At 70.6% G+C, this 22,828-nt stretch carries 12 protein-coding genes and 2 pseudogenes; 6 read left to right on the plus strand and 8 right to left on the minus strand.

What is annotated here, in order from left to right; genetic code table 11:
• Window positions 1–109 precede the first annotated feature (109 nt).
• From BCD48_RS04500 to BCD48_RS04535, 8 genes are all read right to left on the minus strand, one after another.
• Window positions 110–4,486: a serine/threonine-protein kinase gene (locus BCD48_RS04500; RefSeq protein ID WP_071046948.1), complete on the minus strand. Its 4,377-nt coding sequence runs from the start codon at window positions 4,484–4,486 to the stop codon at window positions 110–112.
• 483 nt (window positions 4,487–4,969) lie between these two features.
• On the minus strand, window positions 4,970–5,989 hold the full coding sequence (locus tag BCD48_RS04505) for an LLM class flavin-dependent oxidoreductase (protein ID WP_071046949.1): 1,020 nt from the start codon (window positions 5,987–5,989) through the stop codon (window positions 4,970–4,972).
• Window positions 5,990–6,220: 231 nt separating this feature from the next.
• The gene (locus BCD48_RS04510) at window positions 6,221–6,703 is read right to left on the minus strand and encodes a hypothetical protein (RefSeq protein ID WP_071046950.1); all 483 of its coding nucleotides are present in this window, start codon (window positions 6,701–6,703) and stop codon (window positions 6,221–6,223) included.
• Window positions 6,704–6,731: 28 nt separating this feature from the next.
• Entirely contained in the window at window positions 6,732–7,208 is a 477-nt protein-coding gene (locus tag BCD48_RS04515; protein WP_071046951.1) for a hypothetical protein, read from the minus strand.
• Window positions 7,205–8,155: a caspase family protein gene (locus tag BCD48_RS04520; protein ID WP_071046952.1), complete on the minus strand. Its 951-nt coding sequence runs from the start codon at window positions 8,153–8,155 to the stop codon at window positions 7,205–7,207. The genes BCD48_RS04515 and BCD48_RS04520 overlap by 4 nt, the downstream gene beginning before the upstream one ends.
• 66 nt (window positions 8,156–8,221) lie before the next feature.
• Window positions 8,222–9,805 carry a CATRA conflict system CASPASE/TPR repeat-associated protein gene (locus BCD48_RS04525; protein WP_071046953.1) on the minus strand — a complete coding sequence of 528 codons (1,584 nt, stop codon included), beginning with the start codon at window positions 9,803–9,805 and terminating at the stop codon, window positions 8,222–8,224.
• An 89-nt stretch (window positions 9,806–9,894) separates the two neighbouring features.
• Entirely contained in the window at window positions 9,895–10,710 is an 816-nt protein-coding gene (locus tag BCD48_RS04530) for a hypothetical protein (RefSeq protein WP_071046954.1), read from the minus strand.
• Window positions 10,711–10,745: 35 nt separating this feature from the next.
• Window positions 10,746–13,607 (minus strand): toll/interleukin-1 receptor domain-containing protein, encoded by a 2,862-nt coding sequence (locus tag BCD48_RS04535; protein WP_071046955.1) that lies wholly within the window; start codon window positions 13,605–13,607, stop codon window positions 10,746–10,748.
• A gap of 334 nt (window positions 13,608–13,941) precedes the next feature.
• On the opposite strand from BCD48_RS04535, the gene BCD48_RS50490 reads away from it, so the two are divergent.
• The 6 genes and pseudogenes from BCD48_RS50490 (at window position 13,942) to BCD48_RS53155 (ending at window position 22,743) form a co-directional block, all read left to right on the plus strand.
• Entirely contained in the window at window positions 13,942–16,215 is a 2,274-nt protein-coding gene (locus BCD48_RS50490; protein WP_131803775.1) for a YncE family protein, read from the plus strand.
• 165 nt (window positions 16,216–16,380) lie between these two features.
• On the plus strand, window positions 16,381–17,427 hold the full coding sequence (locus BCD48_RS04545; protein WP_116271420.1) for an AAA family ATPase: 1,047 nt from the start codon (window positions 16,381–16,383) through the stop codon (window positions 17,425–17,427).
• A 4-nt stretch (window positions 17,428–17,431) separates the two neighbouring features.
• Window positions 17,432–18,685, plus strand: a complete 1,254-nt coding sequence (locus BCD48_RS04550) for a DUF58 domain-containing protein (RefSeq protein WP_071046958.1) — start codon at window positions 17,432–17,434, stop codon at window positions 18,683–18,685.
• Between the two features lie 146 nt (window positions 18,686–18,831).
• Entirely contained in the window at window positions 18,832–21,153 is a 2,322-nt protein-coding gene (locus tag BCD48_RS04555; RefSeq protein WP_131803777.1) for a transglutaminase TgpA family protein, read from the plus strand.
• A 96-nt stretch (window positions 21,154–21,249) separates the two neighbouring features.
• A pseudogene (locus BCD48_RS04560) lies at window positions 21,250–21,526 on the plus strand (tyrosine-type recombinase/integrase); the annotation flags it as partial.
• A gap of 507 nt (window positions 21,527–22,033) precedes the next feature.
• A pseudogene (locus BCD48_RS53155) lies at window positions 22,034–22,743 on the plus strand (hypothetical protein).
• Window positions 22,744–22,828: the final 85 nt, after the last annotated feature.

Raw genomic sequence — 22,828 nt, forward strand, 5'->3', positions numbered from 1 at the left:
CAGTGTGCAGCCTGGCAGCCCCACGCCGGGAGCCTGTCCCGACCACATTCAGGCCAATCCGTCCCTGGATGTCCATCCCGTCCTCGGTGTATGCGCGCCGACGCGTGCGTTACTGGCCCCAGGCCAGGACGGCGGGACCGACGCCGGCCAGGTTGCGGGCGGCGAGAGTGATGCGGAAGTAAGGGTCGGCTGGGCCGGGCGCGGTCCGGGTGTAGCTGTGCCCGGTCACGCTGACCGTCTCCGAGGTGACACCGGACGGGCCGGTCCGGTAGATCGTCAGGTCGTAGGTCAGCGAGATCTGGTTCCCACCCACGTTGGCCGGCGTATCCCAGTTGATGATGAGATGGCCGTGGCCGTCCGGGATGGACAGCAGTCCCCGAGGCTCGCTGGGCGGCACACAGCCACGGGCCTTCATCGGCGACGACGTCGGGGAGGAACCGCCCGGGCCGACCGCCTGCACGGTCACGCTGACCTCGGAACATCCGTCGACCGAGATCTGGAAAATACCCGGCTTGGTCAGGCTGCGCACTCCGCCGGGGCTCGACGTCACCCGGTAGGACGTCACCGAGCCGCCGTCGAACGGTGCGATGACCGTGACGGTCACACCGGCGGGCACCGACTGCAGCCACAGCCCCGGCACCCCCGGCCGTGCCTTCGCGTCGGGGGGCGCCGCTCCGGCCGGGCTGGTGGCGGCTGCCGGCGGCTGTCCGGCGGAGGCCGCCGGCGACGGAGAGGGGGTGCCGGCGGCGACTGTGCCGCTCGCGCCCGGCGCGCCGACAGCCGGCGCCGCGGAGGAGGCGGGTGATGCCGGTGCCGCGTCGGCGGTGTCGACAGTCGCGGCGCCACCGGTCGAACGCAGGGCAAGCGGCACCAGCGTGGCCAGCAGCGCGACGACGGCGGCGACGACGATCGTGGTGATCCGCCGCCGGCGGGCGCCGCGACGAGCGGCCCGCGCGCGTGCCCGCGCGCCGGGAGACCGGGCGGGTGCGTCGGCCGTCTCCGTGGTGTCGACCTTCGCGTCGTCCATCTCGTCCGGCGCCGTATCGGCCGACGAACCAGCGGCGATGGCCAGCGGAGCCGGCTCGAACGTCCCGCGATTGGGAGCGGCTGTCGCGGCGGCCAAGGGGGCCAGCGCCGTCGAGGACTCCGGCACGGCCGGCACCGCCGGCGAGGACGCCGTCAGTCCGCCAGCCGGCTTCCGGACCTGCTCGATCAGCTTCGCCGATCGAGCAGGAACCCCGGACCCGGAGGCGATCCCGGGGCCGACCAGGGAGGTGCCCGGCCTCACGGCCAGGGCGGTCTCGGTGGTCTCGTTGGGTTCGTCCGCCGGGTCGAGATCGACCTCGCCGTCCCAGAGCGTGTGCAGCTCGGCGATCCTGATGGGCTGGAGCGCCGCTTCGGACCGGCCGCCGGTCTCCTGTATCCAGCCCGGCCCCACGTCGATCACGCCGTCGCCGTCGATCTCCGTCGCCGCGGCGCGGGCGGCGAGGACGTCGGGAGGCAGCAGCTCCGTGATGGCCGCCACCGGGTCGAAGCGCGGCGCGAGCACCAGTTCGGCTCCCGTGGCGGCGGGGCTGCCGAGGTCGGGGGCGGCCGCCTCCGTCTGGGCCTCGAGCTCCTCGTCGTCGGCGAGCGCCGCCTCGTCAACGACCGGGTCGTTCGCGAACGGGCCGTCGTCCGGCGCGTCGTCCTCGACCGCCGCCGGCTGAGCGGTGGGATCGGTGATCTCGGCGACGGTGATCTCGGCCGCTGTGACCTCGGCGACGGTGATCTCAGCCGCTGTGACCTCAGCGACGGTGATCTCAGCGACGCCCGGGACGTCATCGAGGTCCTCGATGGCGATGTCGACGTCCGCGAGCGGCTCGGCGATGACGAACACGTCCCGCGCCGGTGGAGCCGTCGGCACCACGTCCACCAGATCGTCCGCGGCCGGCCTGGTCACCTCGGTCACGGCCGGGAGCGGTTCCGCCACGTCGCCGGGCCCCAGCGGGTCCGTCGGTGACGAGGTCAGCGCGTCGTCCGTGGGCCGCCCGGCGGACGGAACATCCCTGGCGGTGACCGTGGTCCTCGGCATGGGGATGTCGAGGACGGCTGGCGCGACCAGGTCCTCCATGGCCGGCTCGGCGGCCGGCGGCACGTCCGGGAGGGGTTCCGCGCGGTCCCCGAGTCCCAGCGGGTTCATCGGCGAAAGGTCTGGGAGGTCCTCGGGACCGGGACCTGGACCGGCAGGCGGCAGGTCGAGGACGGAGTAACTGGCCGCCGCCGACGCGGGGATGTCGAGGACGGCCGGCGCGACCAGGTCGTCCATGGCCGGCTCGGCGGCCGGCGGCGCGTCCGAGGAGATCTCAAGGAGTTCCCCAAGTCCCAACGGGTCCGTCGGCGAGATATCCAGCGGGTCGTCGACATCCGGCCCGATGGGCGCTATGTCGACGACCGGGTACTCGGCCGCCGGCATGGGGATGTCGAGGACCGCGGGCACCACGAGGCCGTCCGCGGGCGGTTCCGCCGTGGTGTGGAGGCTCGGCGGGACAGCCCGCGCCGTGTCGACCGCATCGCCCGGGGCCGGTTCAGCGACCGGTTCAGCGGCCGGCGCCGCCTCGACGACGGCGGCCAGGACGGCGTCAGGACCCGGCGGAGTCGCCGGTGCGGCGTCCGCCTGACCCGGCGGAGTCGCCGGTGCGGCGTCCGCCTGGTCGTCTGTCGCCGGCCCGGCCGGTGTGAGCACGTCGAGCGCTGGCTCCGCGGTGACACCCGGCCCGTGCGCGGGCGCGCCGGGTGCGGTGTCGACGACCGACTCCACCGAGATCGGTCCGACCTCGGCCGGTGCGATGGAACTCGATGCCACGACGGACGTCGCGTCCGCGGAAACCACCTGAACCAGGTCGGGCGTCGCCGGCGGATCCACCGCCGACCGATCCACCGCCGACGGGTCCACCGGGTCTGCCGGCGGTACCGGAGCACCGGCCAGCGCTTCCGCGGCCACGAGTCCGGTCGGCTCGGACATCCAGGCGGGGACATCCGGCGCCGAGACCAGGAACCCCGGACCGGAGATCGACGGGGCCGGCAGGTTCGCGGGTGCCCCCGGGAGCGAAGGCGTCATGGGCGTTTCGAGGTCGGCGACCGGGATTTCCACCGCGGGCGGGACCGCCACGGCGTCCTCGGGACCGGCGGCGGCCGCGCCGTCCGTCACGGAGATCGGCCCTCGGGCCGCCGGATCCGGGTGCCTGTCCGACGAGTCGCCCGCGGCCGGCAGCGCGAGTGGTATCTCCGCGAGCGGTGGCAGAGCTAGCGGTGGCAGAGCTAGCGGTGGCAGAGCTAGCGGCGGCAGAGGAAGCGGCGGCAGAGGAAGCGGCGGCAAGGGGAGCGAAGGCGGGACCGGCCGAGCGCGCGCGGGTGGTGGCGTTACCGCGGCAGGCGGCGCGCTCGAAGCGCGCGCCGCGGGTGCGGAGGCTGACGGGCCAGCCGGGCCAGCCGGGCCGATGGCCTTGCGCCGCTCGGCGGCCCGGGGGGCGGGCGAGCGCTGCTCCGCCGACTTCTCTCCCATCAACGTGAGGAGAAGATCGGCGGCAGAGGGGCGGTCCTGGGGGTCCTTGCTGAACGCCTTGCGTACCAGCGGGACCAGGTCAGAAGGCAGCGAGCTCAGGTCCGGGTTGTCACGGGCGACCCGGCGCAGCAACTCCTCCGGTGCACCGTCGCCGAACGGCGGCGCCCCGCTCGCGGCGAAGGTCATGACGGCTGCCCAGGCGAACACATCCGCCGCGGGTCCGACCTCCTCGCCCTGCGCCTGCTCCGGCGCCATATAACCGGGGGTACCGATCTGGGCCGCGTCGTGGGCATGCCCGCGCCCCCGGCCGCGCCCCCGGCCGCGGCCGGGGGCGCGGCCGTTGTGGCCGGCTGCCGGGCCGGCGAAGCCGTTGGCGATGCCGAAGTCGATGACCCTTGGACCAGACGGCCCGAGCAGGACATTGCCCGGCTTGAGGTCATGGTGGGCGATCCCGGCGGCGTGGATGGCTGTCAGCGCGGCGGCCATCCCGACTGCCAGGCGTGCGAGGTCGTCGGCCTCCAGCGGGCCTCCGGCCGTTACGGCGGCGCGCAGCGTCGGCCCGGGGACGAACTCCGTGACCAGGTACGGCAACGCGGCGTCCGGGTCGGCGTCGAGCACCTCGGCCGTGTAGAACTCCGAGACCTGGCGAGCATGCGCGGTCTCGGCGCGGAACCGTTCGCGGAACTCGGGGTCCCGGGCGTACTCGGACTGGATGACCTTCACCGCTACTCGCCGGCCGTCGACCGCCTCGCCCAGGTAGACGGTTCCCATGCCGCCCTCACCGAGCAGGCGAAGGATTCGGTAGGAGCCGACGAAGGCGGGGTCGCGGGGGCGCAGCGGCAGGCCAGGCTGCGGCTCGACGATCGCGATCGTCGAGCCCTCGTCCGGCATGGTGCCTCGGGTGGCGGGCCGCGAGGAGCCGAGCCGGGTCAGCAGACCCACGAGGCCATCCGGTAGTTGGCCTGCGACACCCAGCCGCGGGCGGAGCCGGTGCGGTCGGCAAGAACGCCGATGTCGCGATCCCGACGTCGCATAGGTTCCTCCCCAACAAGGCGCGGAACCGGCGGTCGCACTCGACCGCGCCGCCGGTCCACCCCGCAAGTCGGAGTGGACGCCGCACGCCTCGAATGACCCGATTTTGCAGCAGAGCGATGCGGACCCGGATAGCCCGCCTCGCTATCGTGGCAGCAGCACCCGGCAATGCCAGCAATGTTGTGATGGTGGAGTTTCGTTCACCTTGATGGACGTGCTGGTGATGTGTGTCAGGTGGGATGTCGGCGTCAGGTGGGAACCCAGGTATCCGAATCCCCCACGCGCAGGGCGGAACACCGACCGCCGTGGTGCTGCCCGCTGATCTCGGCGGCCCCCACCGGATCGGGCGGTCTGGGACCGCGAACCCGGCCGGCTGGCGCCGAGGAACCCGGCCTACGCCGCCTGGCGCCAGGCTTCGGCCAGCGCGGTGAAGCTGGCCCGGCGACGGGCCCGGTCCAGGCTCGGGGTGACCACGACGATCTCGTCGACCTGAGCTTCCTGCTTCATTTCCAGCAGTCGTTCGGCGACGGCCTTCGGCGCGCCGGTCACCATCCGGCTGTCGTCGCGACGGGCGGCGCGGAACTGCTCCGACCGGGCGAATCCGTGGATGTCCTCCGGCCGCAGCGGCTCGCGTATCCCGCGGCTGATGTTCTGGATCGTCAGGGTCCACGCCGCTTCGAAGTCGAGAGTCGACTCCTCGTCATCGCTGGCGAAGGCCAACACGGACATCGCGGAGTACGGCGTCGCGCCCTCGGCCCGGGGGGTGAACTCGCGCCTGTAGGCCCGCAGCGCGCTGATCGCCAGATCTGGGCTCATGTGATGCGCGAACACCGCGCTCAGGCCGTTGACGGCGGCGAATCGGGGCCCGTACGGACTCGACCCCAGGACGAACAGCTCGGGCCGCTCGTCGAGCACCGGCGCGGCCACCAGCCGTGCATAGGGATGGTCGGCCGGGAACCCGTCGCCGAGGAACGCCAACAGCTCGCCGACCTGCCCGGGGAACTCCGCGCCCGCGTCGGCGGACAACCCTCGGCGCAGCACGTGCGCGGTCAACGGATCGGTCCCCGGCGCCCGACCGAGCGCGAGGTCGATCCGTCCGGGGTACATCGCCAGCAGCGTCCGGAACGTCTCGGCGACCTTGAGCGACGTGTGGTTGGGCAGCATGATCCCGGCCGCGCCGACCCGGATCCGGGACGTGTGCGCGCCGACGTGCGCGGTCAGCAGCTCCGGAGCGCTGCACGCCAAGCTGGTCATGTTGTGGTGCTCGGAGACCCAGTACCGCCGGTACCCGGCTGCTTCGACGGCCTGGGCGATGGTCACGGCGCCGGCGATCGCCGCGCTTGGACTCTCGCCGTGCTCGACCCCGACGAAGTCAAGCACTGCCAGCGGAAGCGCACCCTCGACGTCACTCACGTGCAGGTCAATGCCACCCAGGCCGGGCTCATTCCCCGTACCTTGTCGCCCGCCGCGGGAGCGGGCACATTGCCCGTTGATCAGACTGGCCCGGCGGTCTGGGGTCTCGGGGCGAAGCCCGCTGCGGGCATGGCGTTGGGGCGATGACCGCCAACTCGGGCGGGTCGTCCGCACATGACCTTGGTCGGACACACAACTCGACATCAACAAGGGTGTAAAGTCGGCTTTCGATCATGTCTGGCCGAATCGCGAGAAATCCGAGTCGGCGACGGATTGGCCTTCGTAACCGGCGCCATGCCCATCCTGTTCGAGCACCACCTTCGCCGTGGGAATATCGAGCGCCGTGACGATGGTGTCAATCCTCAGTCGGATCTCGGGGGGCGGCCCGGCGTAGCCGGTGCTCACGCTGCCGGGGTCGGCGTCGGTGCTGGGTGTGGTGAGACTTCCGACAAGAACTCCGCGCGTCTCCCGCTGCCCGCCGTGGTTGGCGTAGTAACGCAGGTCCTCGACGGCGGCGGCGAGCACGTGGCCGTTCTGTTCGGCCAGCGAGCGGGTCAGCTTGTCCAGTGTGTGTGCCACAGAGGGGAGAGCTGGGTCGACCTGTTCCCACGCTTGCTCGGGCAGCGACCAGTTGGCCGCGGAACGAAGAATGAGGACTGCCGCCACGCGCGCGGCCAAGAATGTCTGGTCGGCCGCGGATTCGCCGCCCGTCATCTTTCCTCCTCGCTCCTTGTCGAATCGTTCATCGCCGCAGGCCCGCCGGCCAGACAGTGGTCACTTGTTTTCCCCGGATATTGGCGTAACTGACGACGTCTGCCGTGCCGCCCAACCCGCGAGCCGGCAGGCTGTCCCAGACGACGAGAATTTCGTCGGCCTCCTCGACGACCGCGCGACCGGCCGCAAAGAACGCTTCCTCGGAAGGCGAATCGAAGTCCAGCACCCGCGTTTCCGAGGACTGGCGCAGAAGCTCGTGGAAGCCGGCAAGGTCAGCGTTGCTCTGGAAGGTGGTCATATAGTGATCACTGGGAATCACGACGCGTAGCGAACCTCCCAGTCTGAGCACGAGTCGGGCGAAAAGCTGGTCGGCTCCCGCGGCGAGCGAGGCCAGCCCGACCAGCGGCGTCGGCACGGCGCGGAGGTGGTTGGTCAGCTCGCTGGTGATGTAGTCGATACCTGCGATTGGCAGGTTCTGGTGCCCGGAGAATCCGACGGTGGTCATAGCCGGTCGTTTTCGACTAGCTGCCAGTAGTGCTGGCCGATCTTGGTGAGTCTGCAGGCCTTCGAGTTGATCGCCGCGTAGTACATGTGCAGTTCACCGACTGGTTCGACGAGCTTCACCGCTCGGGCCGCCTGCAGAATCCCGAAGTCCTCCTCGTGTCTCTGGTTATGGGGCTCCACGTCGGGTTCATAGGACGGGCCGAGCGGCAGCTCGTAGGTCGGCGTCGGGAACAATGTGACGAGCGCTCGCAGCTGTTTTGGCGTGAAGTCTGGGCTGGTCTGGCGGAGCTCGTGCGGCCGGTCGATGTTCGCCTTGAACGTGGGTCGCTGGTCCCACGGACCGAACATGTCGGAGAGATAGGCGTAGACGCCCGCGACGGTGACTTTTCCCAGCAGGTCCGCCGCGCCGCCTCGCAAGGCGTCCTCCAGGTATGTCGCGAACAAGCCACGTCCGGCGGCCTCCACCGCCATCTGGTCCGCCCGCGCCGCTGTGATGATGGACAGCCCAGACCGGATGGTCGCGGCTGAGGATCCGAGTTGGGGAACGCCGCCGGCAGCTCCGGAGAAACAGCAGTCCAGGAGGACGATGACCTCGGGAACGGGCGATTGCTCAACCATCGAGAGAACCATGGAAAGCGACACGCCCGGAGAGGTGGTGGTGCCGTCGGCGGTGCACAGCACGACATCGTTCGGCACTGGTTGCCCGTGGCCGGCGAAGTACAGCAACGCCATGTCCGTGGCCGGAGCGAACAACCGCTCGAGGTCACGCAGTAGCGCGTCTCGAGTTATGAACGAAAGATCGCTCGTTCTGGTCTCGCAGTAGAAGTTTCGGTTCTCGTCTTCGTTTCGCCTCAACAGGGGGGCGATAGCCTTCACGTCGTTGCAGCAGCCAGCCAGCGGGCGGAAGTTGTGGTAGCTGTCCATGCCTACCAGCAGGGCTCGCTTCACCGGAGCCGACCCAAATGATCTGCACGCAAGGTTATACCCCCGTAGTCACCTGCGCTGTTGGTTCGATCATACCCTGTCGGAGAAGGTGTCGGCGGGATCGACGACGGTCACTTCTTCGTGGCTACTCGGCTGGTGAGGTGATCTCTGGCGCGCGGTGGTCCTTCCCCGAGGAACCCGCGGGTTGTTCGGCACGCCGTAGCGTGACGCAAGGTCCAGGAGCTGGCCGTTGTGGCAGTAGTCCGTCAAAGCGGCGCTCAGCAGGTCGCGGAAGGGGGATGCCAGGATCCCGCTCTCCAGTTCCCTGAAGACCTCGCCCCACCAGGTGCGGGGATTGAGTCCGCTTGCGACCGGCAGACGCCCGCGGGGCACCTCTAGGCCCTCGACGAGGTGATAGGCCTTGAGTGGGTCGGCGTATAGCTCGGAGAGCTCGTCGAGGAATGCTAGTCGGTCCTCGCCCGCGATCGTCGGGTCGCCGATCGGCGCGCCGACTTCCGCGGCCAGGCCTGCCTGCTCGGTTGCGTGCACCGCTGCCCGCGCCCGGGCGCCTGCTGACGCCAGGAACGCGCCACCGTCGCCGAGCAGATCCAACAGGTGTCGCGCGCACCGCTGGTCTTCCTCAAACGGGTCGGCCAACCCGGTCGGGATCACCGTTGACATGGTCAACGCCTGCATGTTCGCCGCGGCTATCCGAACATTGCGTTCGACGTCGAGGAGGGACGTGCGGGCTGAAATCTCATGGAAGACATCGGACCTGACCTGGGCCAGTCGCTCCGCCAACGCCGCGACCGACACCGCCGTGGACGCCTCCGCGCCGGCACCGAGCAAGCCCGCCTCGGCGAGGCCGCCGCCGAGCCGCCGGGCGCCCTCGTCGAGCCTGTGGCGCAGTTGCTCCACCGCCGGCGCGCCCGCGGTCCAGACCCGGCCCTGCAGGCGCATCTTCGCGGCTTCCGCGAGGTACAGCTGCAACGGTGGCGGGGCCGCGCCGCCGGATGACCAGGTCCACGCGCCCAGCGCCGCCTCCCGCGCCGCCGTCGTGGTGATCATAAGTCGACGTAGCGGCCGGTAGTCGCCACCGGCCGCGGGCTCCCAGATGGCGAACCCGGCGATGGTCGTGACGCCACGGCGCTCCCATCCAGCGACCCGGTCGAAGTCCGGCAGTTCCGCGGCGCATCCCCCGGCCAGCTCGGCGGTGGCCGAGTGTGGATAGTGCGCGAAGACGTCGAAGCTGGGAAGCAGCCCCTGGTAGATGCGGGCCTGGTCGATGAGTTCTGACCGCGACGCGCTGCTCACGTCGTCCCACTTGGCGTCGAGTTCCGGCCAGCCGATCCCATCTGCGGGGAAGGGCGCGAGTATCGCGGAAAGGCACAGCAAACCCCGCTGGCGGCGCAGCACAGTCTGGAAGACCCCCGAGCCGGGGGGTGCCTGCTGGCTGGCGATGATTCCATCACCCGTCCGCTGACCGAGCCCAGCCAGGTCCGCGGGAGACTCGGGCAGGTCGGCCGGAACGCCGAGGCCAGGAGCCTCCGACGTGACGCCCAGGACCTCGCGGCTGGCATACCAGACTCGACGCACCTGTCCGTAGCCGCGCTCGGCCACCCGGTTGTCACCGGCGGGGGCGAACAGATGGACCACGAGCTCGGCCGCCAGCAAGAGACCTCCCCTGGACCTGACCGGCTCACTGGCCGGCCATTCACGTTGGACCGCGGACCCGCCCCGGGACAGGGATCGTCCCGGGCACGTCAATTGGCGTCGAGGGGCTGGGCTGGCAGCAGCGGGGTGAGGTCGAGTACCCCGGCCGGCCGGGAGATCCTGAACATCCGACCGTAGTCGGAGAAGTCGTAGGTGGCCTGGGTGGCATCGTGGCGCTCGAGCCGCAGCGGGTAGGGATCTCCGGTGCCGCTGACGTAGAGCAGGGAGCCGTTGGCGCCGGTCACGATCAGCGCGATGCGACCGCCGAGGCGCGTCGGGCGGACGCGTCCGGCCCGTAGGGCCGGATCCGCGACGGTGGACTCGGCGAATCCGGCCAGGGTCAGCTGGTCCGGGCCGGACAGGCGACTCGTCATCGTCGTTGGCAGTTTCAGCCACCTTCCCTGGACCAAGGCAAGGCTCGCCGGGTCGACCAACCCGACCCCCATCAGGTCCAGCAGTGCCCCCGCGGTCTCCCAGGCGAACGTCTCCGCGCCGACCCGGACGAGCCGAACGTCGCCGTGGGCCAGGACCAGCAGCGAGTCGCAGGCTCCCTGCCGGAACCGGATATCCACATGGGCGTGGCGGCCCCCCTCGTCTGTCGTCCCGATGACGCGTACCCCGGGCGCGTGTGCGAGAGCCGCGACCGCGGCGTCGACGACGACGGACGCAGGTTGGCCGGCCAGACCGTTGGACGGGACAGGCGCCGGTTTCCCTCCGGTGAGCAGCAGGCCGGTCACCACGCCGCCGACGATCACCACGACCGCGACGAGCGCGACCCTTGGCGACGGGCGCAGGGTCCTCCGGATGCCGGTGTCGGTCGCCGCACCGCCGTCGTGGCGTGACCGGAGTCCCCGGAGAAGGGCCACCGGCCGCCCAGCCGAGGGCCACCACGTCGGCCCCCTCATCGGCACGGCGGACGGTAGGGACGGCCGGCGAAGTACCGCTGCCACTCGTCGCGGCTGAGCGGATCGCCCACCCGTGAGCACAGTCCGCTCACCCCATGGGCGAGATCGGTATCCATGAGCCACGTTGTCGCGGCCGCGACGCCAAGCATGCGACTACCGCCTACGAAGCCGAGCCCGTTGATCATGCCAGAGGAACTAGTAAGCGTCGCCGCATGTCGTGCCCGCGAGGGGTCGGCGACGTCCCACAACCTGACAGAGCCGTCCTTGCCTCCGCTGGCGAGGGTTCGGCCATCTGGACTGAAGGTCATGGCGATCACCGAGTCGGTGTGGCCGCGTAGCGTGGCGACGAGCCGGGGTGGGGCCGCCGTGACGTCGAAGAGGTTCACTGCGTGTCCCAGGACGGCAACGGCCAGGGTCCGCCCGTTGGGGCTGAAGGCGACCGCCGCGGTCGCGTCGTCGGCCGCCGCGACCAGCTGGGGCATACCGCGCGGCTGATCGAGATTCCACAGCGCCACGACCGCGGGTCCGGCGGAGGCCAGCGTCCGCCCAGCGGGATCGAACGCCAGGGACCAGGTGGCCTCGGCGTAGCTCGGGAAGGAGAGCTGAGTCATGGTCCGCGGCCGCTCGAGGTCGGCGACATCCCACAGCGTGACCGTGCCGTAGGGATTGCCCGTCGCCAGCAGGGCATTGGCGGCGGAGCCGAACTGAGCCGAGCTCACGTCGGTCGCGGGTAGCGGTCCCCGCGGGACGGGCCGGTCCGGGTCAGAGATGTCCCATAGCCAGGCGCGCGCGCCCGCACACGCCACCAGGACGCGGCTATCGGCGCTCACGCTCAGACAGTCCGCCGGCGCGGGCAGCCCGGTAATCAGACCCCGCGGCCTTGGCGGATCGGTGCCGTCCACCAACCGGACTGTCCGGTCGACGCCGGCGAGCGCGAGGAGGCGGCCGCCGGGTCCGACAGCGAGCGCGGTGGTGTTCCCGCCCTGATTGTCGAGCACCCTGCCGTGGACGGGCCAGAGCCGCACCACACCGTCGACGGCTCCCGTGGCGACAGTGGTGCCGTCCGGGCTGAACGCCACCGAGCTCACAAACCCTGGGTGTGGTTTGGACTTCACGGGCATTCGCCGAGTTATGTCCCAGAGCACCATCGTGTGGTCCGCGGAGCTCCCAGCCAGGGTCTGGCTGTCGGGGCTGAAGGCCAGCCCGGTGAGATCGGCCGACTGAACCACCGGCAGGAGCTGGGGCCGTGGGGTCCGTCCCTCGCTGAGGTCCCACACGGTGGGACCGTCGCCATCGTCGCCGGCGGCGGCCAGTAGCCGGCCGTTCGGGGCGAACGCGAGGGGAGCGGGGCCAGAACGTGACCCCTCTCCGGTGGGCAAGCGGGTCGAGACAGTCAGACGGCCGGTGTCGGCGAGGTCGCACAGTACGACCGTCCCGTCTTCGCCAAGGGCGACGCCGCGTCCGTCTGGGCTGAAAACCAGGGACGACGGTCGGCCGCCGTAGGAGAAGACCGCCCCGGTCACGGGGCGGCGCGAGTCCGTCACCTGCCACAGGTGGACCTCACCCGCTTTGTCCAGGGCGGCGAGCAGGCCGCCCGTCGGGCGAAAGGCGATCGCCGCGATCGGATTCGACCTGGTGGGCAGCGCGGCCTCCCGCGTCGGGTGGCGCGGATCGGTAAGGTCCCAAACCGCGGCGCCGATCCCCCCGACCGCCAGGGTGTGGCTGTCGGGTGAGAACGCGAGGGCGTATACACCGGTCAGGCCGGCTCGGATCACGCTCAACCGAGGGGTCACGCGACCGCGGTCGCGCACGTCCCACAGCCACACCGTGTCGTCCGCGCCGTAGCCCGCCGCCAGCAGCCGGCCGTCCGGGCTGAAGGCCACCGACGTCACCGACGTGGCTGGGCCGGTCAACCGTTGGTCGAGGGAACCGGAGAGGCTGCTGAGCAGGCTGTCGCGAGCCTCCTGCGTCGGAGAGACCTGGTAGGCGGCGAGGCTGAGCTGCGCCGCCAGGGAGGGGTCGGTCTGCCGCAGGGCCGCGGCCTGGACGGCGACCCGCTGGGAGATGGCGGCCGCGGTCTGCCGGCGTGCCTCGTCCCGCTGGGCGAGCGCGAGGTCCGCCAGCCCCGCGGACGTGACAGTCAGCAGCAGGAGCACGAGGATCGTGGCACCGACCAGCCATCGGGTTCGGCGGCGTTGCCGGACGTCCTCGCCGACAAGCTGTTCCTTGGTCACTCCGTGCAGCGGCGCCGCGATCTCCGCTACGGCGTCACGAAACCGGGTGTCGTGCGAGGACTGTGCGCGGTGGGCGGCCCAGCTCAGATCGACCCAGCGAGGCTCGTTGTCATACGCGACCTGTAGCGATGGTGGCAGCGCGTTCCCGACGAAACGGTTCGCGGCCGCGTCCCAGGCCAGCGTGCCTCCGGTGCGGCAGATGATGACCGACTCGAAGGATCGAGACTTCAACCAGTAGCTGACCTCACGTTCCACCCACTTCGACGCCGCCGCCTGCTCGTTGACGAATACGACCAGGAAGCGGGACCGGTCCAGGGCCGCGGTGACGGAGCGCGGGAGATCGGGCTCCGCCGCCATGTCACGGCTGTCGAGGAACACCCACAGCGCCCGCAGCCGGTACCACGGCCGCGCCAGCCGGTGGAGCGTCGTCCTGACGGACGGGGCCAGCTGTCGGTCGGCGGCCTGGTTGTAGGACAGGAAGGCGTCGTACAGGTAGCGCTGGGCCGGCCGAGTAGCGCCGATGTCTCCCTTCGGACCTTTGTCTCCAGCGTCGACCAGCAGAAGCGGTGCCGGTTCGTCCTCGCTCTCGCTACCGGCCGGATTGGCGTCCGACAGCCTCGTCACGCGGCAACCCGCGAATGAACAGACCTGTGCCGGGACGAATGGCTCCCCTGCCCGGTGCCGCCCTGTCGGACAGTGGTTCCGTCCCCGGGCAGCGGGCCTGAATCAGGTAGACGTTCGGACTTTCTCCTAGCAAGAAAGCGGCGCGCGAACATTTCACGTCCCCCGATGAGAAGATCTTCGCTTTCCTGTCGGTCGACGGGCTTCCCGTCCGCCATCCCAACGTCTAGCATCGCCTCTGCCATCACTATGGTACGTCGGTACGGGCCCTGGACGGACGGGGCCGTCAGGAAATCAGCCGCCGGCCCCGCCGAGAGGGTGCCCGCGACGCGCACGCATGGATATCTCGTCGGGGGGCGGGCGGCTCGTGAGATTAGTTTCCGGTTGTTCGCGTCAGCTTCCCGCGCTGCTTGTGGCGGCTCTGGCTGTCGGCGGCGTGGTGTGCATCGCTGTCCTCGGTAGGAGCGACGGACGCCCCGCTCCGATGCCCGTCGCGGACACGGCGTGGCTGGCCAACGCGACAGTTGGCACCGTATCGCGGGTGAATGGTCTTTCCGCGCGTCCAGATGCCCTGGTCGCCGCCATTGGCGGCGCGGGCCGCTCGTTCTCCGTCGTACAGGACGACCAGCAGGTCTACCTCGTCGACTCGGCAAGCGGCTCTGTCGGTCGGGTGGACCCCGTTCTTCTCGATCTCGGTGGCCCCGTGGAGCTGGGCCCGGCTGGCACCTATGTGGTGACGGGCGCTGACACCTACGCGGTGGATCCCGCCAACGGGGTTGTCACCAGGCTGCGTTCGACGACGCTAAAACCTCTTGGCCGCCCCGTGCTCGTGCAGTCCGCGGTCAGCGGCGCCGTGATGTCCGCCGATGGGACTCTCTGGCTCGCGCTGCCAGATCTCGGCGAGGTGCTTCCGGTGCGGGGCGGCGTGGCCGGTGCCGGGGTGGAGGTAGCAAGGCCCGGTGACCACCTGGCCGTCGCCGTGTACGGCGAGGGGATCGTCGCCGTCGATTCGACGGATGGCCTTCTCATACCTGTCTCGGGTGGCCGGGCGCAGCCGTCCCTGCGCCTGCCGACGCTCGCCGGAGACGACATCGGCCTCCTGGTGGGCCAAGCCGCGACCGGGCAGGTGCTGGCCCTCGTGGCACCGACGGCGCGGGCACTTCTGCTCGCCGACCTGCGCAGCGGCCATGTCCGCCGCGTCGATCTGCGCTCCGAGACCCGCACAGGCAGTCTCACGGCACCTGTGGAGCTGGGGACCCGGGTCTATCTCGCCGATCGAGGGTCGGGGGTGCTGATCGAGTACGACGTGGACACCGGGCGTTTCAGCCCGTCGACCGCGGTGACGCCAGGCCCAGCCGACCTGGAGGTCTTCAGCCGGGGTGATCTCGTATGGGCCAACGATCCTGCCGGCCCGGCGGCGGTCGTCGTCGACGACGGCGTCGTCCGTCGCATCGTGAAGTACAAGCCGGCAACCGCCGGCGCTCAGCTAGCCGCAGCCATCCTCCCTTCGGCCGGCACATCGGAGCCCACCCCCGCGATCCGCACCGCGCCACCGCCTGGAACCGCGCTGACACCGACCCTGGCGGCCCAGCAGCCAACCCGGCCACCCACGACGCCGGCGGCCAGCCCGACGGTGTCACCGGGACCCACGCACGTCACCGCCGCACCGGCGCGGCCTACGGGCTCGCCCCCGGTCTCTCCGCCACGCTCGGATAGGTCGCCGGCCGTACAGCCGCCCGAGACGAGAGCCGCGTCGCCGCGGGCCGCCGCCACGCCGGGAGCCGTGCCCGGTCCCGTGGGTGGGTCGCCAGCGCCCACGTCGGGTGAAACAGATGTCTCCCTGGGCGCTTCGCCGCCGGCCGATCAGGCCACGCGGCCAGAGACCGGCGGTCAGTCCAGCTCCGCCCCACCGGCAACCCAGCCGGAGGCACCCGTCGTCGAGAGTCAACCGGCGTCAGGGCCGACCCAGTTCGAACCCCCAACTTCGTCCAGCCAGACGGGGACGCCGGTGCCATCTCCGTCAGCCAGTCCGGCGCCGCCGGTGGTGGTTCCTTCGGCCAGTCCGGCGCCGCCGGTGGTGGTTCCTTCGGCCAGTCCGGCGCCGCCGGTGGTGGTTCCCTCGGCCAGTGAGACGCCACCCGCCTCGGAGACCCCGACGCCGCCTTCCTCGACACCCTCGGCCGCGCCCGACGGACCACCCGGCCCGGTGCAGTCGCTGCGCGCGACCGCGGCCGGCGGTGTCATCACCGTCTCCTGGGCGCCGCCGGCAGATGATTCCGGTCCTCTTGTGTACGTCGTAGCCTGGATCTTCCCAAGCGGTACGGGATACGCCCAGGAAAGCGCCATAGTCACGGTCACCAGCTACCAGGTGACCGGCATCCCGCCCGAAACTGAGGTTCTGATCGGCGTGATCGCTGTGAATGCCGCCGGCGAGGACCTCAGCACCCTACAGACCGTCGAGGTCACCGTTCCAGCGGCTCCATCGGCGCCGAACACCACGCCCGCGACGACGACTCCGGTGGCACCGGGAACCCCGTCCGCGCCTGTCAATCCGGCTAGCCCGGCCGCACTCACCACCCCGACCGCGCCGAGTAGCCCGGCCGACCCCTGACGTTGCCGCCCCATCAAGGCGAGCGGGTCGCGCCGAGTAGCCCGGCCGACCCCTGACGTTGCCGCCCCATCAAGGCGAGCGGGTCGCGGCGGGTCGACGGCGACCGACGAGTTTCCGGACGACACCAATCGGAGTTCTGTGGCACCCACGGGGGAGAAAATGGAGATGAACACTGCGTTCGAGCCACCGCCGGACGCGGCCGAATTCGCAGCCGAATTCGGCGCCCTGGTCGCGAATGTGGAGAAGGTCCTCCGGGGTAAACGGGATGTGGTCACCCTTGCTCTCATCTGCCTGTTCGCCGAGGGCCACCTTCTCCTGGAGGATGTCCCCGGTGTAGGCAAGACCTCGCTCGCTCGCTGCCTAGCCGCCTCGTTGGATCTTTCCTGTCAGCGGATTCAGTTCACGCCCGACCTACTGCCCTCCGACGTCACGGGGGTGACGGTCTACAACCAGCGGACCGGCGAGTTCATCTTTAACGAAGGGCCGGTCTTCACCAACGTCCTCATCGCCGACGAGATAAACCGCGCGTCACCGAGGACGCAGTCGGCCCTGCTGGAGGTCATGGCGGAGAAGCAGGTCACGGTCGACGGCGCACCCCGGCCGGTGCCCCGGCCCTTCTTGGTGGTGGCCACTCAGAATCCACTCGACATGGACGGCACGTACTCCCTCCCCGAGGCACAGCTCGACCGGTTCCTGATCCGGACGCGGGTTGGCTATCCGCCGTACGACGACGAGGTCCAGGTGCTCTTCGACCAGAGCACCGGACATACGGCCGCCGACCTCAGACCTGCCATCTCGGCGGCGAGGTTCCGGGTGCTCGTCAAGTTCGCCCGCTGTGTCCACGTCTCCGCCGAGCTTGCCGGATACCTCGTCCGGCTCGTCGCCGCGAGTCGCGAGTCACCCGATCTCCTGCTGGGGGCGAGCCCTCGGGCCAGCGTGGCGCTGCTGCGCGCGGCCCAGGTACGCGCCGCGGCCCAGAGCCGGGACTATGTCACGCCAGACGACGTGAAGGCGCTCGCCGGCCCGGTCCTCGCCCACCGCCTCCTACTGACCGACGAAGCCGAGATGAACCAAACGACCGCGGAGGCCGTCGTCGCTCGACTGACCGGCACCGTGGCCGTTCCCCGGATGCGTCTGCCCACGCCCCGGCCTGGATCGAAGCCGACATACACCCTGCCTCCCGAGCCGGCCGTCGGCCGCCACGAGAACTGAAACGATGCCTACTACGACAGGCTGGGGGATCAGCGTCGGCGCGCTCGTCCTTGCCACTGCGGGATACCTGCTCGGATACCCGGAACTCGTCGTCCTCGCCGTGGGCTGCCTGCTCGCCGTCGCCGCCGGACTGCTGGTGGTGGCACGCCCGGCCCATGTCTCGGTGTCGCTTGACCTGGCTCCGTCCCGGGTCGCGCGCGGTGGCGACGCCTGGCTCATCGTCTCGCTGCGCAATCGCGGCGCGCGGCCGACGCCGCGACTCGCGCTCGAGGTCACGCTGGACTGGGCGACCGGCACCAACAGCATCGCGAGGTCGATCGGTGCGCTGGCGTCCGGAGACGACTGGACGGTGACCTTCGCCCTACCCACCGCGCGGCGCGGCTTCCTGCGAGCCGGTCCGGCCACCATTCGGGTTCAGGACCCGTTCGGCCTCGCCGAACGCCGCCGGAGCGTGAGCCACGGCGGCGTGACGCTATCGGTCCACCCCGTCACCGTGGCGCTGCCGGCGCCCACCTCCTCCGGCAACCGCGGTCCGGACGGCGCCACCAGCGACGCCGCCCCAGACGGCGCGGTCACCTTCCGGGCGCTGCGCGACTACCGGCCCGGCGACGACCTTCGGCGTGTCCATTGGCGGAGTAGCGCGAAGCTCGGCAACCTACTGGTGAGGGAACATGTCGAGCCCGCGCTGCCGCTCTCGACTGTCCTGCTTGACTGCCGACGCTCGGCATACCGGCAAACCGGCGAGCCAGCCGGCGCCGAGGACGACCTGTTCGAGCTGGCGGGGGACGTCGCCGGGTCGGTGGCGCTCGCGTCGTCCTCACGGCGGTACCCACTTCGCCTGCGAACCAGCGACGGACTGCGGCTGGACACGCACGAGTGGGATGCCGGGGCGGCGCCGGTCCTCGATTTCCTCACGCGGGCGGGCCTGAACGATACGCCGACTCTGAACGTGGCCCTCGCGAGAATCGGCCGGACGGGGCCTTCGGCGGGACGCGGCATGTTGACGCTGGTCACCGGCGAGCGGGCGGCCGGTGAGCTGACTGCGACGAGCCGGGCCGCACGGTTGTTCGACCGGGTCACCGTCATCCAGGTTGTCGGGCGCACCCCACCGCCCGGGACTAGTACCGGGCCGAACGGGTCCGACGGCGGACCTGTGGTGGATCAGAAAGGACGGGTGACGGTGTGCGCGGTATCGGCCCTGGCGGACCTTCCCCAGGTCTGGAACCGGGCGACGTCCACCAGAGGACGGCCCCGATGAATGGGTCGGGTGTTCGGCCAGACGTGGCCGCCAGGTCGTCCACGCGGGTGAAGACGTCCGCCGGGGCCGGCGGTTCGGCCAATCCGGTGCGTGCTCCGTTATCGGTGACACCGGTCCGGCGCCGGCCGGCGCCGAACCGCGGGCGGGTGGCCGGTGAACTGCTTGCGGTCGCGATCGCCGCGGCCGCCGGCGGCGCGGCCTTCCACCGCTCCCTTCCCACGCGGGAGCTGGTCGCTCCCGTACTGCTCGCGGCATTCCTACCGGTCGGCCTGGCCGGGGCGGTCAGGCTGACACGGCCGTCCCGAGGCGTCCCGATGCTGATGTCGAGCATGATTCTGGCGGGAGGCTGGTTGCTGCTGGTATCGGCAACCCTGTTTCACGGGGCAGGGCATGGACTGCCTACGCCGTCCGCCCTTGCTCGGGCCGGATCAGCCCTGACGTCCGGCTGGGCCCATCTGTTGGAGTACGCGCCGCCTGCTCCCCCCAACCCCGACCTGTTGGCGCTGCCTTCCGCCGCGACCTGGTTGGCGGCGGGCGCCGGGGCCGAGCTGGCCCTGCGCACCCGGGCCACGCCCGTACCCCTGTTGCCGGCTGTCGCCATGTTCTGTGCGGGAGTCGTGATGTCCGGGGCGGGACCGGGATCGAACGTGTGGCCGGCCGCGTCGCTGCTAGGCGCTGGGCTTCTCCTCGCGGTACTGCGACATCGCGGACCAGACCCGACCGGTCACATGGAGCCGGCCGTCGGCCGGCATGCATCTGCTCCGTCTCGCCGCGGTTCAGCGCGGCGTCGTTCGACCACGGCGACGGCCGCGCTACTCGCCCTGAGCCTCGTCGCCGCCGCCCTTGCTGGACCCCGGCTACCCGGAGTGGCTGGTCGACATCCCTACGATCTACGGCAACATCGAGAGGTCCCGTACGCGTCGATCGCCACCTACGACCCGCTCAATGCCGTGCCCGCCTGGCTGACGCAACCGGCGGTCCCGCTCTTCAAGGTCCGCTCGCCCGGATCGCCGAACCTCCGCCTGGTAACCCTCGACAGCTTCGACGGGCAGAACTGGACGTCGTCCGGGCGGTTCATGCGGATTGGCACCGTGATCCCGGCCGTGTCCCGGTCTCAGGCACCTCGGATCCGGCAGGACATCGACATCGACCACCTGCCAGGACCGTTCGTGCCCGCGGCGGACCGTCCCGTCCAGGTCGATTCCCCGGGCCTCGCGGCGGACCCGGACAGCGCCACGCTGATGGCAGTGGGCCCGACCGGGACCGAGCCGCACTACACGGTGTTCTCGGCGTCGCCCCTCCAACTGTCCGGACAGGAACTGGCCTCGGTGGTGCCTGCCACCGGGTCTGCCTACGCCCCGGCGCTGTCGCTGCCTGGCGCGTTGCCCCAGCCTCTGGCTAACCTCGCCCACCTGGTCGGCGGCCTCGCAGCCACTCCATTCACGCGTGCCGCCCTCCTCGAACAACTGCTCCGAAGCGGCTACCGGTACAACCCACAGGCCGATTCCGGACACACCTACGGGCACCTCATCAGCTTTCTGACGGTGTCCCGCCAAGGAACGTCGGAGCAGTTCGCCGCGACGTTCGCACTGGTCGCCCGTGCGCTCGGACTCCCTACCCGGCTGGTCGTCGGCTTCGAGCCCGGCCAGCGCGAGGCTGGATCGGATGTCCGCGTCGTGCACGGCCGCGACGCGCTCGTCTGGCCCGAGGTGGCGTTTCGCGGCGCCGGCTGGCTCGCCTTCTACCCAACTCCCAGCGCCACCGACGAACCAGGCCGCGCTGGGGGGACGGCGCTTGGCGAGACCGCCCAGCGGGCAGCCGCCGTCCGCGCCGCCGAGGCGGCCGCCGCTTCGGCGCGGCCCGCCGGCCGGCCGGCCTTGCTCGCGCCGGCCCCATCTCCCTGGCCCGCCGACCGAGAGACCACTCGTCGCGGCGCATCCCACTGGTGGCTGGTCGTCACCATCCTCCTGCTGGTGGGCGTGGCAGCCTGGGCAGGAGTCATCCTTGCCGTCCCGTGGGCGCGTCGGCGACGCAGCCAGACGGTCGGCTCGCCCGGCGACCGGGTCAGCAGTGCTTGGCGGGATACCGTCGGCCTACTTCGCGCGGCCCACCATCCGGTGCCGGCGGCGGCGACCGGGGCGGAGATCGCTCACTCGGCGCAGGCATGGCTGGCCACACCAGCGGTCACACAGCTGCGAGAACTAGGCAAGGAGACCGACCGCGCCCTGTTCACGGCCGAAGCCGTGACGGATCAGGACGCGAACCTGGCGTGGCGGCGTCACGCGGCCGTGCGCGACGCGTTGCGGCGGGCGACTCCTCGACGACGACGGTGGCTCCAACTGCTGGCCCCGGCCAACCTCTACCGGGAACCCGACCGGTCCAGGCTTTCGCGGCGAAGAAGTGTCGACGTGGAGGGGCGGGCTGCCATGCTCGCCAGGCGCATTGGCGTCGAGAGGTCGCAATCCTGAGGGCCGGGACACACGGGTGCGAGGGTGGCCCCAGGTCGGGTTGTCCGGGCGAGACGGTCACCAGCGTTCGCAGCTCCTGGTCGATCGAGGGGCGGCACGACCGTCGGAACTCCCGCCGAGCCCGGCAACCTGCGCCGCGGCTGGAAGCCGCGGAGAGGTCTCTCACCTCCACTCGAACCACAGCACCTCACGGCGCACCCACGGCCTTCGGCACGCCTCCGTCTCGCTGCTGCTCGACCTCGGCGTGCCGCCGCACATCGTCCGGGACATCGCGGGCCACTCGGCGATCGAACTCACGATGACGATCTACGCGCACGCCGCGTTGGAGGAGAAGCGGAACGCGCTGCGGAAGCTCGACGACCAACTCCGCTGAGGGACGTTGCCGTCAGGCTTGCCGTCAAATGAAAGAAAACCCCCGGTCGAGCGAAGCTCGACATCGGGGGTCCCGGGGGACACCCCCCGGGCGTGGGGTCCGGGGCTCGACCCCGGGGCAATATCGCGGCTGGCGGGAAGCTGCCCAAAGGGCAGCGAACAGGATCAGCCAGCTCGTGGGCAGGGGCGGGGTCGAACCGCCGACCTTCCGCTTTTCAGGCCGAACCGACCGTCATGTCAGTGTCCGTGGACGTGTGTTTTCGGCCGTCGAAGGCCGCCAATGTTCGTGGTTGGCCGCCACCGTTGCTACACCCGTTGCTACACCTCCACTCGATCGTTGCGGTGCCCCGGAACGTCGTCGGACGGGGCGCGCGAGGTCGAACGTGTCGCTGTCATCGATCTGTGGTGGTACCCGGTGGAGCAGTGCGGGGAAACCTCGAAGATCGGCCCAGCAACCGGATCGTTGGGCGCCGCGGGGCGAGGCAAGACAGGGAACCTGGTGACGATCATGATCGGGGTCGTCGTCGGGCTGACTTTCGCGTTCGGGTTCGGCAACTCGTGGGCGCTGGGTCTGCGTCTGGGTGTGACGGCATTCGTGGCTCCCCTGAATCCCCGGCAGTCGACCTGTCCGTTGTCGGGCTGCTTCTCGGAACGCGGCACCTGGCGGTGCACGGCGGGCCTACTGAGGTGCAGCGATCGGCCCGCCGTCTGCTGCTGTTTGCCAGCGTCGTCACCCTCGCTCTGAACGTCGCGGAGCCGTTGATCGCCGGCCGATACGGCAAAGCCGCGTTCGATGCTGTCGGCCCTTTGCTGCTGATCGGCTGGGGTGAAGTCGGGCCCGGCCTGATCGAAGCCATGCACGCGGCTGATAGGCAGGCGCTTGCATCGGCCCCGCGGGTCGTACCTCAGTCGCTTTTTATGGGCGCGTCTCGATGGCCCGCGCGGGCTCGCCAGAATCAGGTAGCAGAAGCGGCCGCCGCGGCATGTGGGCTCGACGGTGCGGCGCGCGAGCAGGATCTGATGCACCGGGCTCGCGCAGAAGACGTTCTCCACTGGCAGCATTACCACCGACCGATCTCCGCAGAAACACTTCGCAAACGCCTCCGGATCGGGTCGCCCACAGCTCGCCGCCTCGTCGCACAGCTACGGAGTGACATGCATATCCAGGGCGACGTGAACCCGGCTACGACCGAGGATCAGGTTAGCGCAGGAGACTGACGCAAGGAATCGAAAAAGCCCGCGTCCGCCGCCAATACCGGCGGACGCGGGCTCCTTCTCAAGCTTCATTCTGCCGCACAGTCGA

Source organism: Pseudofrankia coriaricola (assembly GCF_001854805.1).
Classification (GTDB): Bacteria; Actinomycetota; Actinomycetes; order Frankiales; family Frankiaceae; genus Pseudofrankia.

Coding starts and splice junctions, on each gene's coding strand:
- BCD48_RS04510 (WP_071046950.1), bottom strand. CDS start 6,703: ATGACGGGCGGCGAATCCGCGGCCGACCAGACATTCTTGGCCGCGCGC.
- BCD48_RS04515 (WP_071046951.1), bottom strand. CDS start 7,208: ATGACCACCGTCGGATTCTCCGGGCACCAGAACCTGCCAATCGCAGGT.
- BCD48_RS50490 (WP_131803775.1), top strand. CDS start 13,942: ATGGATATCTCGTCGGGGGGCGGGCGGCTCGTGAGATTAGTTTCCGGT.
- BCD48_RS04545 (WP_116271420.1), top strand. CDS start 16,381: ATGAACACTGCGTTCGAGCCACCGCCGGACGCGGCCGAATTCGCAGCC.
- BCD48_RS04550 (WP_071046958.1), top strand. CDS start 17,432: ATGCCTACTACGACAGGCTGGGGGATCAGCGTCGGCGCGCTCGTCCTT.